This window comes from Thermogemmatispora carboxidivorans, from assembly GCF_000702505.1.
Taxonomy (GTDB): Bacteria; Chloroflexota; Ktedonobacteria; order Ktedonobacterales; family Ktedonobacteraceae; genus Thermogemmatispora; species Thermogemmatispora carboxidivorans.
Genome location: NZ_JNIM01000001.1, coordinates 2,064,412 through 2,081,357, shown reverse-complemented (window position 1 = coordinate 2,081,357; position 16,946 = coordinate 2,064,412). Strand labels below are relative to the sequence as shown.

The following is a 16,946-nucleotide window of genomic DNA, read 5'->3' as shown; positions in this document are numbered from 1 at the left end:
TAGCTAGCTCCCTCTTGCCTGGTTAATCGCAGCACGCAAACGCCGCGCCGCCTCGCCCGCCGCCAGCGCGTAGTCGCTTCCCCCATCAGCATAGAGAATAGCCCGCGAGACCGCAATCAGCATGCCCTCACCATGCTCATCCAGACCGGCTCGTACCGCCGCCTCTAGCTCGCCTCCCTGGGCTCCCACTCCGGGCACCAGCAGCGGCAATGTCGGGCAGCGCTCCCGAATGGCCGCCAATTCGCGCGGATAGGTTGCCCCGGCCACCAGCCCACAATTGCCATGACGTTCCTGCCACTGACGCACGCGCTCCGCTACCGCCAAATAGAGCGGCGTGACCTGCGCCCCGCCAGAGGCGGACTGCACCAGCAGATCCTGAAAATCGCGCGCACCCGGATTCGAGGTACGACAGAGTACAAAGGCCAGCTTCTCACGATAGGCCAGAAAGGGCTGGACGCCATCGTAGCCGAGATAGGGCTGGACCGTTACGGCATCACAGCCAAGCTGCTCAAAGATGGCCGTGGCATAGGCACGGGCCGTGTGCCCAATATCACCGCGCTTGGCATCGGCAATCACCGGCACCTCCGATGGGATAGCCGCCAGGATCTCGCGCAGCAGCGACCACCCCTGCGGCCCAAGAGCCTCAAAAAAGGCCAGGTTCGGCTTGTAGGCACAGGCATAGGGCAAGGTTGCCTCTACGATCTCGCGACAGAAACGCACCAGCGCCTCCGGCCCACCTCCCTGCAGCGGCTTCGGCAAGCGCTCCAACTCGGGATCAAGTCCAACGCACAATAGACTCTGACGATCACCACTCGCCTGCTGCCACTTCTCTAGAAAGCTCGGCCCGCTCATGACGGCTTCCCCCCGGAGGCACTCAGGCCGCGGCTGCCGGGCTTGGTCAGCGGCAGCCCCTGGGCACAGAGAGGACAGGCACCTGGCTCATAGGTCCGTGCCGTCACTGTCAGGAGCGCCTGGCAAGGGAGAGACAACCGCTCCGCCGCCGCACCGCCGCTGCGATCCAGTAAGACCGCGATGCCCACCACCGTCGGCTCATAGGCCAGCAGGGCCTGGAGCGTCTCTTGCAGCGACAGCCCTGTCGTCAGGACATCGTCGACCACTAAGACGCGCTCGCCTCTCCGCAGGCTAAAGCCACGGCGCAGCTCACGCCCACCTCCAGCAGCCGGCTCCACCACCAGACAGCGCCTCCCAAGCTGACGAGCTACCTCCTGGGCTAATAGCGCTCCTCCAGTGGTAGGACCAGCCACCGCCTCGATCTCCTCACGGCTATAACGCGCCACCATCTCAGCACAGAGGCGCTCTGTCACCCGTGGCCATTCCAGCAAGCGGAATTTTTCCCAGTACTCATCGCTATGCCGACCCGACGTCAGCACGAAATGCCCTTTCGAAACAACCCCTAGACGCTCAAAGAGCGCCTGCAACTCTGTTTCATCCATCTTTCTTCAACCTACCAGCGAGCTTTGCACCACCCTGCAGCGCCTGACAAGGCTGACCGTGGGAGCCTCTGCCAGGCCAACGGCCAGCCAGCCAGCCAGAATGAGAAGATCCAGACTATTTGACACTGAGTACGATGACATCGAAGATCAGGTCCGAGTTCGCAGGAATCGAGCCTTGCGCCTGGTTGCCGTAGCCGAGCTTCGCCGGAATGTAGAGGCGGCGAATCGTCCCCGGCTTGACCCCGACCAGGCCCTCGTCCCAACCCTTAATGACCTCCCCCTTGCCCAGTGTGAACGAGAAGGACTGGCCATTGCGATCATACGAACTGTCGAACTTCTTGCAGGTATTGGCCAGCCAGCCAACGTATTCCACCTGTAGGGTAGAGCCGTTCTTAGCCGCCGTCCCACTGCCCGTGCGGATGTCAAAATACTTGAGTCCATCGCTCTTGACCACCGGCGTTCCATTGACCGCTGGCGACGTTGCCGGCCCCGCTGTTGGGGTGGCCGTGGCACTGTAAACCGAGGGAACCTGCGCAGACGCGCTACTATCAATGAAGCAGTTACGCGCCAGGACCGTCGCCGTGGCATTGGCATGGGCCTTGCTGACGGCGGTCGCTGTGGCCTCGCGCGAGGCGGCCTGTTGGGCATTGACACGCTGATACTGCCAGAAGCCCAGCCCAGCTAGAATAATGATGACGAGAGTAACAGTGCTGGCAATAATGAGCTGCTGACGCCTCCGACGCCGCATCTGCCTTCTGATTCGCTCTTGTTGGCGCTGCCCCGGACGGTGCAGTTTCTGCGAACCTCCTTTTTTCCCCTGTTCTGTCTGCGTCATACACTCTCCTCTGTGGATCTGTGATCGATGCCTGCCCCGGTGGTGATGGTGTGCATTGTTACGCTGAGATTAACATGTTTCCTCCACTCTGGCAAGAGCAAGCCTGTGCAGGCTGCCACCGGTCTGCCCCAGCGTTTCTGATTACCCACTCGGACCTCTCTCCTCCGCCTACGCCACAATCTCCCCGAGACACCCGTCCACTCCCCTCCCTCACCTACTACATGCCCTCGCCACTGGCTCCCCCTGCTCGTTCGCCTCTTAGCTAAAACTCGACAATTGAAGCAAGCTATGCTAGAATGCTCCTGGTAGCTTCAGTAGAGTCTCTCTACTACTGCACAGCAGCATAGCTCATCTCATATAATATGGCCAAGGTGCTAGGCGCCATTCTCTTGCCATACAGAGGACTCAGCAGCGATTGATTCCTGATCTAACCAAAGGAGAGAGTATGCCTTCCCAGGGATATGTGCGCTTCCCTACGATCTACCACGACCAGATTGTCTTTGTCGCCGAAGATGACCTGTGGCTCGTTTCCAGCGAGGGCGGACGGGCCGAACGTCTGACGGCGAGTATGGGCGCAATCAGCTATCCTCACTTCTCTCCCGACGGCACCCAGCTTGCCTTCGTCGGCCATGAGGAAGGTCCCAGCGAGATCTTTCTGATGCCAGCAATAGGTGGACCAGCCCGCCGCCTGACCTATCAGGCCGCTTCCTGTAAGGTTTTGGGCTGGACTCCGACGGGTGACGCGATCCTCTATGCCAGCAGCGCCGGTCAGATGAGCCACCACTACGAGGTGATCTACGCCGTTAGCCCCGCCGGCGGGCTGCCGCGCCAGCTACCCTATGGCGCTGCTAATGAGATCTCTTTCGGCCCCCACGGCAGCATCGTTCTCGGTCGCAACATCCGTGAGGCCGCTTATTGGAAGCGCTATCGCGGCGGCACCGTTGGTCATCTCTGGTGCGACCGCGATGGGAGCGGACACTTTGAACGCTTGCTGCGCATCGATGGCAACATTAGCTCTCCCTGTTGGGTGGGCGAGCGCATTTACTTCCTTTCTGACCATGAAGGAATCGGTAATGTCTATTCTTGCACTCCTGAAGGGGAGGATCTGCGCCGCCACACGCATCACGAGGATTTCTACGCGCGCAATCTCGCCAGCGATGGCCAGCGCCTGGTCTATCATGCTGGGGCCGATCTGTATCTGTTCGATCCTGAGAGCAACCAGACGCGCCGCCTGGAGGTCCTGCTCCCAAGCCAGCGTCCGCAGCGCAATCGCAAGTTTGTGTCGGCAGCTCACTATCTCGATACCTATGCGCTCCATCCCCAGGGACATATGGTAGCGGTGACGACCCGCGGCAAGGCGTTCTCTTTCGGCAACTGGGAAGGCCCGGTCATTCAGTATGGCGAGCCTGATGGCGTGCGCTATCGCTTCCTGCAATGGCTCAACGATGGGCGCCGCCTGGTGGCGGTCTGCGACGCTATCGGACGCGAAGCACTGGTAGTCTTTGATCCCGAGAACGCTGCTGAGCCTCGCCTCTACGCTGAGATCGACTTTGGGCGGGCGCTGACCGTCGAGGTCTCGCCGGTCGCCGATGAGGTGGCGATCACGAACCACCGCAACGAGCTGCTGGTGGTCGATTTGGACGCGGGTCGCGCCCGTCTGCTCGATCGCAGTCCATTCGGCCAGATCGAGCATGTGGCCTGGTCGCCTGACGGGCGCTGGCTGGCCTATAGTTTTCCCTCCAGTGCTCAGCAAACGGCGATCAAGCTCTGCAATCTAGAGAGCGGTGAGCTGGCTTTTGCCACTCGTCCGGTGCTACACGATCTGGCACCTTCCTTTGATCCCGAGGGAAAGTTTCTCTATTTCCTGGGCTACCGCATCTTTAATCCCGTCTACGATGCCCTGCAGTTCGATCTGAATTTTCCACGTGGGGTGAAGCCCTACGCCATTATGCTGAGCCGTGAGCAGCGCTCGCCCTTTGTACCAGAGCCACGGGCCCCCCAGTCGAATGGGCGCGAGAAAGAGGAGAAGCGAACCGCTTCCGGGGGGACAGAGGGCAGCTCTAGGGGAGACCATAAGGAGGAAGGCGAAGAGGAGAGCAGCGAAGAGGCCCAGCGCCGTCCTGCTCCTATCACCATTGATCTGGAGGGCATCACTGAGCGGGTACTACCCTTTCCCATACCAGAGGGTCGCTATCGCAAGATCCGTGGCCTGAAGGGCAAAGCCCTCTTTCTGAGCTTCCCCATTGAGGGAGCTTTGCACAGCCAATCCGAGAGCCAGACACCGCCAGTACGTGGCCATATCGAGTGCTACAATCTGGAAAATCATAAGTATGAGTGGCTGATCGACGGTGTCGATGACTTTGAGCTGGCCCGCGAGGGGCGCATGCTGATCTATCGCTCCGGCCATCGCCTGCGCGTAGTGAAGGCCGGCGAGAAGGCCCTTAAAGGGGAGAACGGTGAACGGGCCAGCCGTGAGACAGGCTGGCTAGATCTGAATCGGGTAAAGGTCTCGGTGCAGCCAGCTGCTGAGTGGCGCCAGATGTTCAATGAGGCCTGGCGCCTGCAGCGTGAACAGTTCTGGGACGAGGATATGTCAGGCATCGATTGGGAGGCGGTTCATGCCCAGTACGCACCGTTGCTAGAGCGCGTCGCTTCGCGTGCGGAGTTATCCGACCTCCTCTGGGAGCTGCAGGGCGAGCTAGGTACCTCTCACGCTTACGAGATGGGCGGTGAGTATCGCCACGGACCGCAGTATCGACAGGGCTTCTTGGGCCTCGACTGGCTCTACGACGCTGAGCATGAGCGCTATCGCATCGCTCGCATTGTGCGGGGCGACCCCTCTGATAGCCGCGCCACTTCGCCGTTGACCGCTCCCGGGCTGAATGTCTCCGAGGGCGATGCGGTGCTGGCAATCAACGGTCAGCGCGTCGGTCCACAGCGCAGCCCCGAGGAGCTGCTGGTGAATCAGGCCAATACTGAGGTGCAGCTGACTATCGAGAGTGCGGCCAGCGGCGAGGTGCGCACGATTACGGTGAAGGCCCTGGCCAGCGAGCGCCAGGCTCGCTACCGCGATTGGGTCGAGAGTAACCGACGTCTGGTGCACCAGCTCTCTGAGGGACGAGTCGGCTATATCCATATTCCCGATATGGGAGCCGAGGGCTATGCCGAGTTCCATCGCAGCTATCTGAGCGAGTATGACCGCCCGGCCCTCTTGATCGATGTGCGCTGGAATGGTGGTGGCCACGTCTCACCACTGCTGCTGGAGAAGCTGGCCCGCCGCCGCCTCGGCTACGATTTCCCCCGCTGGGGCCAACCTGCCCCCTATCCCCCCGAATCGCCGCGCGGCCCAATGGTCGCTTTGACCAATGAGCAGGCCGGTTCGGACGGCGATATCTTCAGCCATTGCTTTAAGCTGATGGGACTGGGGCCGCTGATCGGCAAGCGTACCTGGGGCGGAGTGATCGGTATTAGCCCGCGCCACCGCCTGGTCGATGGGACCCGCACAACACAGCCGGAGTTTGCTTTCTGGTTTAAAGATGTCGGCTGGAATGTCGAGAATTACGGCACTGACCCCGATATCGAGGTCGATATTGCTCCCCAGGACTATGCGAACCAGTGCGATCCCCAGTTGGAACGCGCCGTTACCGAGGCCCTGCGCCTTCTGGAGAGCTATCCAGTCCTGGAGCCAAAGCCCGGCGAGCGCCCTCGTCGCTCCCGCCCCCGCCTGCTGGTCTCTTCGCCAGCCACGGCCCCAGACTCCAATAGCGCGACTTTGCCCGCCGGCGACGCTGATCCGGCTGCCGCGACTGAGGAGTAAGGAAGAGAGAAGAGTACCCCTCGCCTGCAGGCGCAAGGGCCGGCACCAGAAGGCAGCCCCTGCGCCTCTCTCCGCTTTAGTCAGGCTAAAACCGACTACCTCTCTCGGACGGGGAAGAGAGGATCAGCTGAGAAGCCGCCAGACGCTCTTCTCTGGAGGAGTCCATCAAGGATGAGCAGGCCCAGCAGCGGCGTGAAGGACCTCAAGGTTACGATGTGCACAGCATGTCCGTGAAGATATTGAGGATAAGGAGAGCATTCAGCGGACATAGACCTGCTTTCCCGCTACCCAGACAGCCCTGACGACCTCCGCCGAGGCACCGAAAAAGAGGCTGTCGAGCAGGTTCTCGGTGGTCCAGCCCTGAAGCATGGGATGCTCCAGATCAATGGCGACCAGATCAGCCAGGCGACCGGGTTCGAGGCGTCCGCCCTCGACTCCCAGGGCTGCTGCCCCGTGCTCACAGCCACAGGCCAACAAATAGGGACCGGGCGAGGCCGCTGCCCCGGCCACCAGCACACGCCGCTCACCGTAGCGCAGGCGAGCCGTGTACTCGGCCCAACGCAGTTCTTCAAATGGATCAAGGCGCGTATTGCTGTCGGAGCCGATGGCCAGGGGAATGCCCTGCGCCAGGAAGTCGCGGTACGGTGGGATACCATCGCCCAGATCGCCTTCGGTCGTGGGACAGAGGCAAACACAGGTCCGGGAGCTGGCCAGGAGAGCCAGCTCCCGCTGATCAGCATGCGTGGCATGAACGACAGTGGTCAGCGGCCCAAGCACCTCACAGCGTGCCAGCAACTCTAGCGGACGACAACCGCAGGCCGCCAGACAGCTTTCGATCTCCGCTGGTTGCTCATCGGCATGGATATGCAACGGAAGCCGCTCCCGACGACTGTAGGCGGCAATAGCGCGCAACCAGTCCTCGGGAACGGCCCGCACTGAGTGGGGCGCCAGCCCGACAGCCGCACCCAGAGCACGCAGGGCCTCGACCCGCCCCAGATAGGCAGCGACCGAGGGATCGCAAAAGCGACGCTGCTCCCTTAAAGCCGGTTGACCGAAGTCGTTGCGCGCATAGGCAGCGAGCAGGATCACCAGGCGAATACCCGCATCGCGGGCCGCTTGCAGCAGGGCCTCGGCCATGAGATTGGGGGAAGGATAAGGCCGGCCATCAGGCTGATGGTGGACATAATGAAACTCGCCGACAGTGGTGTAGCCAGCAGCCAGCATCTCGCGATACGTGGCCCGGGCCAGCGTGTAGAGACGTTCAGGATCAAGGCGCTGGGCCTCCGCATACATCGCCTCCCGCCAGCTCCAAAAGGTATCGTGCCCGCTGACAGGCCGCTGGGCCAGACCACGGAGCGCACGCTGAAAAACATGGCTATGGACATTGACGAAGCCGGGCAACAGGGCTTTGCCCGGCAGCGGCTCCACGACAGCCCCCTCTGGCAAGGGAAAAACTGCCCCATCGGCGGCAAAGCGCGGCTGCAGTCCCGCAATGCGCCCCTCCTCATCCAGGGCTACCAGCAGATCACGCTGCCAGCCACGGGGGGTATAGACATAATCGGGCCACAGATACCGCATGGCCTCCTCCTTAATAAAGACAGAGAGTATTGCCCACCAGCTACTCGCCCAGGCTCATCGCTCACCAGAGGCCACCTGCGCTCAGCCACAATGCACGCGCGGGGCACTGGAGCCGCGAACGAGCAGGCGCCCCTTGAGAATAACACGCCGGGTCGCGCGCTCTGGCTCAGCCACCCGCTGCAGCAGCAGCTCGGTGGCCGTCTTTCCGATCTCATAGGTTGGCTGCTCGATCAAGGTAATCGGTGGCTGAACCAGCGAGGCCCAGGTCGTCTCATCAAAGGTGACCAGCGCCACGTCATCAGGAATACGCAGCCCACGCTCGTGGATCGCCTCCAAGGCCCCCGCCGCCAGCAGACTATTGGTCGTGAGCAGGGCCTCCGGCGGCTCAGGCAACTCCAACAGTCGCAGAGCCGCCGCATAGCCAGCCTCAATCTGCGGCGGCACAAAGCGCACCAGCTCCGCGCTCGGCAGCAACCCATAGGCGCGCAACGCCTGCTCGTAGCCAGTACAGCGCTCCCGCCCCGTGGTACTGCGCTCGCCACAGATGGCGGCAATCCGCCGATAACCATTCTCCAGCAGATGACGGGTCAGGCGATAGGCCGAATCAACATTGTCCAGTAAGACCATATCCACGTCCGCATCGGGAATCGAACGATCAATAACGACGACGGCAAAGCCTGTCTCTAGCTCGCGTAGCCCCGCCGCCGTCGGCCCAGTCGGCGAGAGAATAACACCCGCGACGTTGGCATCGCGCATCACATTGAGATAAATGCTCTCCTTCTTGGGGTCCTCGTCCGTGTTGCAGACAATCAGACTGTAGCCTTCCTCGTAAGCGCTATCCTCAACGGCACGGCTGATGGCCGTGAAAAAAGGATTGCGAATGTCTGAGACAATCAGACCGATGGTGGTAGTCTGCTGAGCCCGCAGGCTGCGCGCAATCAGATTGGGCCGATACTCTAGCTCCTTGATGGCTTTCAGGACACGCTCGCGCAGCGCCGGACGTACGTGCGGACTGTTGGCCAGTACCCGCGAAACGGTAGCCGTGGATACACCCGCGGCCCTGGCTACCTCTTTGATGCTCGCCATGCACGCTCTCCGAAATGCCTCCCAGTGATTGGCTCGCTGGCTGACTGACTCGCTCCAGCCGATTTGAATCTTACTATACCACAATTTTGTATCTCGGCATATCACCATGCGGCCATCTCAGTAATCATCTTGAAATCGTTTACAAAGATCTCTGCCATTCTCCAGCCCAAAAGGCCAATTTTTGGGCCTCTGAAGCCGCGGGAAAGGGGGAGATACTTGACAAACTTATTGTAATCGTTTACAAATAAGAGAGAGTGTAGGCCCTGGCTCCTATCCCCTGGAGGCAACAATGATTCGCATAAGTGAGCAGCAAGTCCGGCTGCAGGCGCAGGCTGAGAATAAGCAAGGAGCCATTCGCCAGGCGGGTGATCTCCTGGTACGCAGTGGCTGCATTGAGGCGGGCTACATCGACAGTATGTTGCAGCGTGAGCAGGTCGCTAACACCTATCTTGGCAATGGTATTGCCATCCCCCACGGTTTGCCCCGTGACCAGGAGCTGATCCACCGTACCGGCATCGCTGTGCTGCAGCTTCCTGCCGGCGTGACCTGGAACTCTGGCGAGATTGTCCACCTGGTCGTTGCTATTGCCGCCCGCTCCGACGAGCATATCGATGCGCTGCGGCGGCTGACGCGCGTGCTCGGCGACGTGGCCGCTGTCGAGCGCCTGATCCACACAACTGACCCCCGTGATATTATCGAGGCTCTCACTGGCGAACGGCCCGTCGCTCCGAGCACCGTGGCCGACTACGCCTCTTCTTTCGAAGTAGTGATTCAGAATCGGACCGGGCTGCACGCCCGCCCGGCGGCGCGCTTTGTGGAGCTGGCCCGTGGCTTCCAGGCCGCGATCCGGGTACGTTACGGCGAGCGCGTTGCCGATGGAAAGAGTTTGATTGCGTTGCTGCAGCTGGGGGCCGAGCGCGGCGCCACCATCCGGGTCTCGGCAGAAGGTCCTGATGCGCCCCAGGCTCTGGCCACTCTGCAGGAAGCGATCGCCGCTGGCCTGGGTGACGAGCTGGAGCCACTGCCAGCGCGCGACGAGACAAGCTCTGGCGCCGTGCCGCGCTGGGCTCCGCGCTCGGCGGCGGCCACCTACAGCGGTCTTGGTGCTTCTGGCGGTCTGGCAATTGCGCCGCTACAGCGCTACCGCCGCGAGCGCCTGGAGGTCTTTGATCAGCCGAGCGATCCCGCTAGCGCCGGTCTGGCTCTCCAGCGCGCCCTCGATGCCGCTCAGGCCGAGCTGGACCAGCTCTATGAGGAGGTGCGCGCACGCCTCGGTTCGAGCCGGGCCGCGATCTTCCGCGCCCACCGCGAGTTTTTGCAAGACGCTGAGCTGATTCAGGAGGCCATCCGTCTGATTTACGCTGGTCACGGCGCCGCCTGGGCCTGGCAACAGGCCATCAGCAGGCGCGTGAACCAGCTGCAGCAGCTCGATGATCCTGTGTTGGCGGGCCGCGCCGTCGATCTGAGCGACGTTGGCGAGCGAGTGCTGCGCCACCTGCTGGGTGTGAGCGCCTCTGGAGCCTTTCCCAGCGGTGGGCCGGTGATTCTGGTGGCAGACGATCTGACCCCTTCGGATACGGCGGCTTTGGACCCGGATATCGTCCAGGGTCTGTGCACGGCGCGCGGCGGCCCAACGTCGCATACGGCCATTATCGCTCGTTCGCAAGGCATCCCGGCGGTGGTGGCTGCTGGTGAGGCGGTGCTGGCGCTCGCCGACGGAACACTGGCGATCCTCGATGGTTTCAATGGACGCCTTTACGTGAAGCCCAGTGAGGCCGATCTGGCTGAAGCGCGGGCCCTGCAGGAGCAGTTGCAGCAGCAGGAGGAGGCAGCTCAGCGACAGCGCTTTGCCCCCGCCGTTACCCGCGATGGTCACTCTGTGGAGATCGCAGCCAATATCAACCGCGCCGAGGAGGTTCCCCAGGCCCTGGCCGCCGGTGCTGAGGGCGTCGGTTTGATGCGCACGGAATTTCTCTTCCTCGGACGAGCCACGCCCCCTTCGGAGGACGAGCAGTATGCAGCGTACTGCGCAATGGCCCGCGCCTTGAACGGGCACCCGCTGATCATTCGAACGCTGGATATTGGCGGCGATAAGCAGGTGCCTTATCTAGAGTTGTCTGCCGAAGATTCTTCTTTCTTGGGTTTACGCGGCATTCGCCTGTGCTTTGCCTATCCAGACCTCTTTATAAGACAGCTGCGCGCTATCTACCGCGCTGCCTCCTGTGGGCCGATCAGTATTATGTTCCCGATGATTGCGACACTGGAGGACTTTGCTCAGGCCCGCGACTATGCTGAGCGTGTCCGGCGCGAGCTGAATGCGCCGCGGCTGCCGTTGGGCATGATGGTGGAGGTACCTTCTGCAGTCCTGCTGGCCGAGGAGTTCGCCGCGGAGGTCGACTTCTTTTCGATTGGCACCAATGATTTGACACAGTATACGCTGGCAATGGATCGCCTCCATCCCCAGCTCGCGCGCCAGGCCGACGCCCTTCATCCCGCTGTTCTCCGGCTGATTGCGCGCACGGTAGAGGCTGCGCGGGCGGCTGGCAAGTGGGTTGGCGTCTGTGGGGGAATGGCCGGCGAGCCCCTGGGGGCCGCACTCCTGGTCGGACTGGGCGTCTCGGAACTGAGTATGACCATCCCCGCCATCGCGACGATCAAAGCTCAGATCCGCAGTCGTTCGCTGGCCGAACTGCAGCAGCTGGCCCGGCAGGCTTTAGGCTGCCGCTCAGCAGAGGAGGTACGCGCCCTATGAAGGTGGCGACGGTGACGTTGAATCCAGCAATCGATCAGACGGTGCGGGTGGCTTCTTTGGAGCCGGGCCACGTCCACCGGGCACGGACCATGCTCTCACAGGCCGGTGGCAAAGGGATCAATGTGGCCGCTTTTCTGGCCGCAAGCGGCTGCCCGGTCATCGCCACAGGCTTTCTGGGAAGCGAGAACGCCTCGCTCTTCGAGCGCTTCTTTGCTGAGCGCGGGATCACCGATGCGTTTGTGCGCCTCCCAGGCCAGACCCGCATCGATATCAAGATTGTTGATGAGGAGCGACGACAGACCACCGATATCAATTTGCCGGGCCTGGCTCCCTCGGAAGAGGCTTTGAGCGAGTTCTGGCACACCATCGAGGCTCTGGCCTCGGAGTGCCGCTGGTTTGTGCTGGCGGGAACCCTGCCACCTGCCGTGCCTTCTTCTCTCTATGCAGCGCTCATCGCTCGCTTGAAGACCCTGGGCCGGCTCACGGTACTCGACGCCAGCGGCGAGGCTCTTGCTCAAGGTCTCCTCGCCGGGCCGACGCTGGTGAAGCCGAACCGCGCAGAACTGGAGCAGCTGGTCGGGCAGTCCCTGGTCGGCCTGGATGAGGTCGCTCAGGCCGCTCGCTCCTTGCTGGAACACGATATTCGGCGTGTTGTGGTCTCGCTCGGCGAGCAAGGAGCGCTGTTTGTAGAACGCGAGCAGGTTCTGCAGGCCCTGCCTCCAACGGTGAAGGTTGAGAGTACGGTCGGAGCCGGCGATGCAATGGTGGCCGCTCTGGTGCTGGCCGAGCTGCGCGGTCTCGATCTGGCGGCCACGGCGCGCCTGGCTACAGCTTATTCCCTGGCCCGTATTACGCGCCTCGATGGGCAGTTGCCACCCCCGTCGGTGCTGGAGCACTACAGCGAGCAGGTGCAGCTCACAGCGCTGGCACAGCTGACCGCCGAGGGCTAGTGGCGAGCGCTTGGGGCAGTCGTTACGTTGGTTCGCCTGAACTGCCTGCCCCCCACCTTGCTCGCCCGGATGGGCCGACCACAGACGAGCAAGGCGTCCCAGTCAGGTTGGCAGCCAGTCGGCAAAGACAAGAGCAGTGAGCAGTCTTTCAGCCCCTATCTACCTATGCGTATGCGCTGAGCAACGAAGCAGCGTCGTTTCGTCAACACCTAGCACACACAAAGGAGTTCGCTCATGGCACGGATTGTAGCCATCACCTCATGTCCAACGGGCATCGCCCACACTTTTATGGCCGCTGAGGGCCTCCAGCGTGGCGCCGAGGCTCTGGGCCATACCATCAAGGTTGAGACGCAGGGATCGGTCGGCGCCCAAAATACCTTGACACCCGAGGAGATCGCTGCTGCCGATGTGGTGATTATCGCCGCCGATACCAAGGTGGATCTGAGTCGCTTCAACAGGAAGACGGTCTATGAGACCTCGACCAGCGCCGCCATCAAGGACGGCCCGGCGGTCATTCGCGAAGCGCTCGCCCGCGCCGAAGCAGTTGCAGGCCAGGCTTCCATCAGCACAAGCGGCGCCGCCACTCAACCGGAGTCAAGCGAGGGTCACGACTATCTGGAGCGCGTCCAGCAGGCTAAGGCGGCCCGGGTCCAGGCTCGGCGCGGTCCTTACAAGCACCTCTTGACCGGCGTCTCTTACATGATCCCCTTTGTTGTCGCGGGCGGTATTTTGATCGCACTGGCTTTCGCCATCGCTGGCTACCGCATCGCCTTCTACGATACCTCCAATCTGACTACTCTGACGACCGGCTTCAGCGCTAACCCGCTGCAGTCGGTAGGGGCGGCGCTCTTCGTGATTGGCGCTAAAGCGGGCTTCCTGCTCTTCGTGCCTATCCTCTCGGGCTTCATTGCCTACTCCATCGCCGACCGGCCAGGCATCGCTCCAGGCATGATCGGTGGAGTACTGGCTAGCCTGACCGGCTCGGGCTTCCTGGGCGGCATCATCGCCGGTTTCCTGGCTGGCTACCTGGTCTATTGGATGAACCGTAGCCTTCGCCTGCCCAGCAATCTCGCCGGCCTGATGCCGGTACTGATTCTGCCTCTGTTCGGTTCGTTGATCGTGGGCTTGCTGATGCTCTATGTGGTCGGCACCCCTGTGGCTCTGCTCAATCAGGCCCTGGTCAGCGGCCTCAAAGACCTGCAGGGCGCCAACGCCGCTGTGCTGGGGTTGATCATCGGTTTGATGATGGCCTTCGATATGGGAGGCCCGGTCAATAAGGCAGCCTACGCTTTTTCGACGGGCTTGCTGCTCGATCCTCACAACCCCGTCTATCTGCCAATGGCTGCCGCAATGGCCGCCGGAATGACCCCACCGCTCGGGCTGGCGCTCGCAACGCTGCTCTTCAAGAACCGCTTTACCCCTGACGAGCGGGAAGCTGGTAAGGCCGCTTGGGTGCTGGGCCTCTCCTTTATCACGGAAGGCGCTATTCCTTTCGCCGCCAATGACCCGTTCCGCGTTATTCCTTCGATCATGGTCGGTTCCGCGGTGACCGGTGCGCTCTCGGCTTTCTTCGGCTGCCAGCTTCATGTCCCCCACGGCGGGATCTGGGTCATGTTCCTCCCCGGGGTGGTCGGCAATCTGCCACAGTACCTGCTCTCGATTGTCGTGGGCACCCTGGTGACAGCCGGTATGCTCTTTGTGCTCAAGCGCCCCATCGCGGTCGAGCAGGAACGCCTGGAGCCAGCCCTGGCCTGAACAGCGATCGCCAGTGCGTCACCGGCAGGGCGAAGCAGCCTGAGCGTCTTGCCGGTAAGGTGAGCCGGATCAGCACAGCGACAAGGATGAGACGGCGCTGGCCCCCCACCAGTCCGCCGTCTCATCGCTCCGTCCGTTGTGGATACTTCACCACTCAAGCCGTCGCCTGGAACAGTAACGCCGCCCGGCCAGTCATCAGCTATGGCGAACACAATGCCGATCTTGCTGGCCGGAGCAACCGCCTTTCTGGTCTGGATGAACGGCAGCGCCTTGGCAGGCATAGGCCGCCGCGCCGGCCCTTTTCGGGTACGCGTTTCCTCTGCTTAGCTTGCTCCATAGGTCCCATTGCCATAGACTTCGTTGCCAATCTTCTAGAATTTGCTATCATAGTGGTGGGTGATGTCGGCATACTTCATCCAGCCAGCAGCCTCCTGGGATGTCCCGCAACCGTAGTTGACGGCGATGATGGGCGCGGCTCCCCTCTGGCGAACAATTGCCTGCAGCGGTCGAAGGTGACTGGCCCGACCTCAGTGTCGCCTGGCTCAATGGCGTTGCTCCGCCAATGAACAACGTCCGCGCATGAGCCGCCCTGGTGGCGCATGACTCGTGTACCGTCCGCTCGTTGGAGCGCGGCCACTTGAGGGATCAAGGAGACCCCCATCCCAGAGAGCTTCGTTGACGCTAAAGGCGATAGACGCAATGAGGCCCACCACCTGCTGTGGGCATGGCGAACAAGGCAAAGTACTAGCAGGGCAACAACGGCAATGGGCATGAGCCAGCCGCGTTGGCTCCGCCTCGCCTCGGAGAAGGTGAGCTTTTCTGTCATGCTCTTTCCGCTTCCTGCGGTGAGTCTGCCCTGATACGTGCGCCTTTTGCTGGTTGTCCACTTGTCAGCCCGCGCTGCTCGCCCACCAGCTACGCGCTATGACGCGCCAGACGTCGCCTCTTCGACAACCGACAAAAAGCGCATGGCTGCTGGCCTTCTTTTGTAACCGTTGCCGTAATCGTTTACGAAAGTAGATCTATTGGGAAGATTGTTGATTGTCAACAGTGGAACATTAGCAGGCAGGATGGAACCATCGGGATGCTTGTGCTTATGCCGGCGTTTCGGTATACTTATCTCGTAAGCAGGTAACCGAAGCAGGTCACCTGTGATCTCTCACAGAGTAGCGCAGGAACCCGGAGCAGCAAAGCGGAGTAGAGACGACATGAAGGCAGGTTTCCACCGGCCTACCTGCCTTGAGGCAGTTATGTTCCACATGCAGCGGAGGCGAAAAGCAAACACCTATGGCCCACAAAGTCACGATACTCGATATTGCACGCCTGGCGAAGGTCTCCACGACCACCGTCTCGCGTGTCCTCCATAACAAGCCGGATGTCGACCCGGCGACGCGCGAGCGCATCCTGCGCATTGTTGAGGAGCAAGGTTTCGTACCCAGCATCACCGCAGCCGGGCTAGCAGCTGGACGCAATCCCCTGATCAGCGTGCTAGTACCGGCCCTGACCTGGCCATTGATTCCCGAACTGCTCCTGAGTGTGGCGTCTGTTGTCGAGAGCACCTCTTATGAGATGGTGCTCTACAGCATTAGCAGCTCTAACCACGAGCGAGACTGTGGCAAGATCATCGACCGTATTCTTGCCACGCGGCTGACAGCCGGGCTGCTGGCCGTCTTCCCTGGCCAATCCAGCCAGCACCTGACGCGGCTGCGTCGTCAGGGCTTTCCGGTTGTGCTCATCGATGACCAGAGTCCGCCGCCGGAGGGCATTCCCTGGATTGGGGCCGACAATCGGCGTGGTGCCTACGAGGCCACGCGCCACTTGATCGAGCTTGGTCATCGGCGCATTGCGCACATCCAGGGGCCGCTCAAGTACTGTGTCTCCCACGAGCGCTATCAGGGTTACTGTGACGCGCTCCAGGAGGCTGGCCTGGAAGTAGACCCCTCGCTAGTCCTGGAAGGCGACTTTATGCCTGCTGGTGGTCAGCGCTGTGCTCTGGCGCTCCTTTCGCGACCCATCAGCGAACGACCCACAGCTATCTTTGCTGCCAGTGACTACATGGCCTATGGCGTGATCGCTGCTGCCGAAACGCTCGGCCTGCGCATCCCCCAGGATCTCGCCCTGGTCGGCTTTGACGACAACCCTGCCTCGGCCCATGTGCGGCCCTCCCTGACGACGGTACGTCAGCCGGTACATGCGATGGGTGAGCAGGCCATCAAACTGCTGCTGGAGATGATCGAGCAGGAGCAAATGCCGCGGCGCCGCCGGCAGAGCATGCCCGCTACCGCCGAGGAGCCGCCGCGTGAGGCACCGCGTCTTGTTCTGCCCACCAGTCTTGTGATCCGCGAGTCCTGCGGCGCCCTGCAGCGCCATCCTTCCGCGCTGCTCCCAGAGATCTAGCTCGCCGCTTACTCGCTTGCCCGCGCGCACGCGCAATGTGGTGGGCCTCTTCTCCTGCCCGTCTGTCTGCCTGGTCCGTGTTGGCGTTTGCCACTGTCTCTGTTCTTCTACCATACTCTCTTGCTCGCAGGTCTTGCCAACCGGACCAGGCGGCACCCTCCCTCTCAAGTCCGCCCCGTCCCGCTCTTCCTCGCTGTCCTTTTGCTCGCGCTGCTGTCCCTTGACCCTGCAGACTGCGCCCGGTAAGATTCTTCTCGAAGAGAACCCCAACCCCCAGGCAGGAACGTGTTTTCTGATAGAGAGGCGTTTTCAATGGCGGAAG

10 protein-coding genes are annotated in these 16,946 nt (G+C 61.8%); 5 read left to right on the top strand and 5 right to left on the bottom strand.

Translation table 11 applies throughout. The features are described from left to right. Positions 1-3: 3 nt before the first annotated feature. The 3 genes from pyrF to N688_RS22270 form a co-directional block, all read right to left on the bottom strand. The gene (gene pyrF, locus N688_RS08135; protein ID WP_052888816.1) at positions 4-852 is read right to left on the bottom strand and encodes an orotidine-5'-phosphate decarboxylase; all 849 of its coding nucleotides are present in this window, start codon (positions 850-852) and stop codon (positions 4-6) included. Then, entirely contained in the window at positions 849-1,454 is a 606-nt protein-coding gene (gene pyrE, locus N688_RS08130) for an orotate phosphoribosyltransferase (RefSeq protein ID WP_052888815.1), read from the bottom strand. Before pyrE ends, pyrF begins: the two co-directional genes overlap by 4 nt. 115 nt (positions 1,455-1,569) lie before the next feature. After that, the gene (locus tag N688_RS22270) at positions 1,570-2,289 is read right to left on the bottom strand and encodes an FKBP-type peptidyl-prolyl cis-trans isomerase (protein ID WP_202901864.1); all 720 of its coding nucleotides are present in this window, start codon (positions 2,287-2,289) and stop codon (positions 1,570-1,572) included. Positions 2,290-2,734: 445 nt separating this feature from the next. Here N688_RS22270 and N688_RS08120 point away from each other — a divergent pair, with 445 nt between their 5' ends. Further along, entirely contained in the window at positions 2,735-6,106 is a 3,372-nt protein-coding gene (locus N688_RS08120; protein ID WP_081838642.1) for a S41 family peptidase, read from the top strand. Between the two features lie 258 nt (positions 6,107-6,364). Here N688_RS08120 and N688_RS08115 read toward each other — a convergent pair whose 3' ends face one another. After that, a complete protein-coding gene (locus N688_RS08115) occupies positions 6,365-7,684 on the bottom strand; it encodes a formimidoylglutamate deiminase (RefSeq protein ID WP_052888814.1) in 1,320 nt (439 codons plus the stop codon). An 81-nt stretch (positions 7,685-7,765) separates the two neighbouring features. Beyond that, complete coding sequence (locus N688_RS08110; protein ID WP_052888813.1) at positions 7,766-8,770, bottom strand: LacI family DNA-binding transcriptional regulator; 1,005 nt, start codon at positions 8,768-8,770, stop codon at positions 7,766-7,768. A 289-nt stretch (positions 8,771-9,059) separates the two neighbouring features. Between N688_RS08110 and ptsP the strand changes: the two genes are divergently transcribed. The 4 genes from ptsP to N688_RS08090 all read left to right on the top strand — a co-directional run bounded on the left by ptsP (position 9,060) and on the right by N688_RS08090 (position 16,624). Beyond that, a complete protein-coding gene (gene ptsP / locus N688_RS08105) occupies positions 9,060-11,522 on the top strand; it encodes a phosphoenolpyruvate--protein phosphotransferase (RefSeq protein WP_052888812.1) in 2,463 nt (820 codons plus the stop codon). Continuing rightward, positions 11,519-12,472 carry a 1-phosphofructokinase gene (gene pfkB / locus N688_RS08100; RefSeq protein WP_052888811.1) on the top strand — a complete coding sequence of 318 codons (954 nt, stop codon included), beginning with the start codon at positions 11,519-11,521 and terminating at the stop codon, positions 12,470-12,472. The genes ptsP and pfkB overlap by 4 nt, the downstream gene beginning before the upstream one ends. 234 nt (positions 12,473-12,706) lie before the next feature. Next, positions 12,707-14,227, top strand: coding sequence for a PTS fructose transporter subunit IIC (locus N688_RS08095; RefSeq protein ID WP_052888810.1), 1,521 nt, complete (start codon positions 12,707-12,709; stop codon positions 14,225-14,227). A 1,287-nt stretch (positions 14,228-15,514) separates the two neighbouring features. Beyond that, positions 15,515-16,624: a LacI family DNA-binding transcriptional regulator gene (locus tag N688_RS08090; protein ID WP_052888809.1), complete on the top strand. Its 1,110-nt coding sequence runs from the start codon at positions 15,515-15,517 to the stop codon at positions 16,622-16,624. Positions 16,625-16,946: the final 322 nt, after the last annotated feature.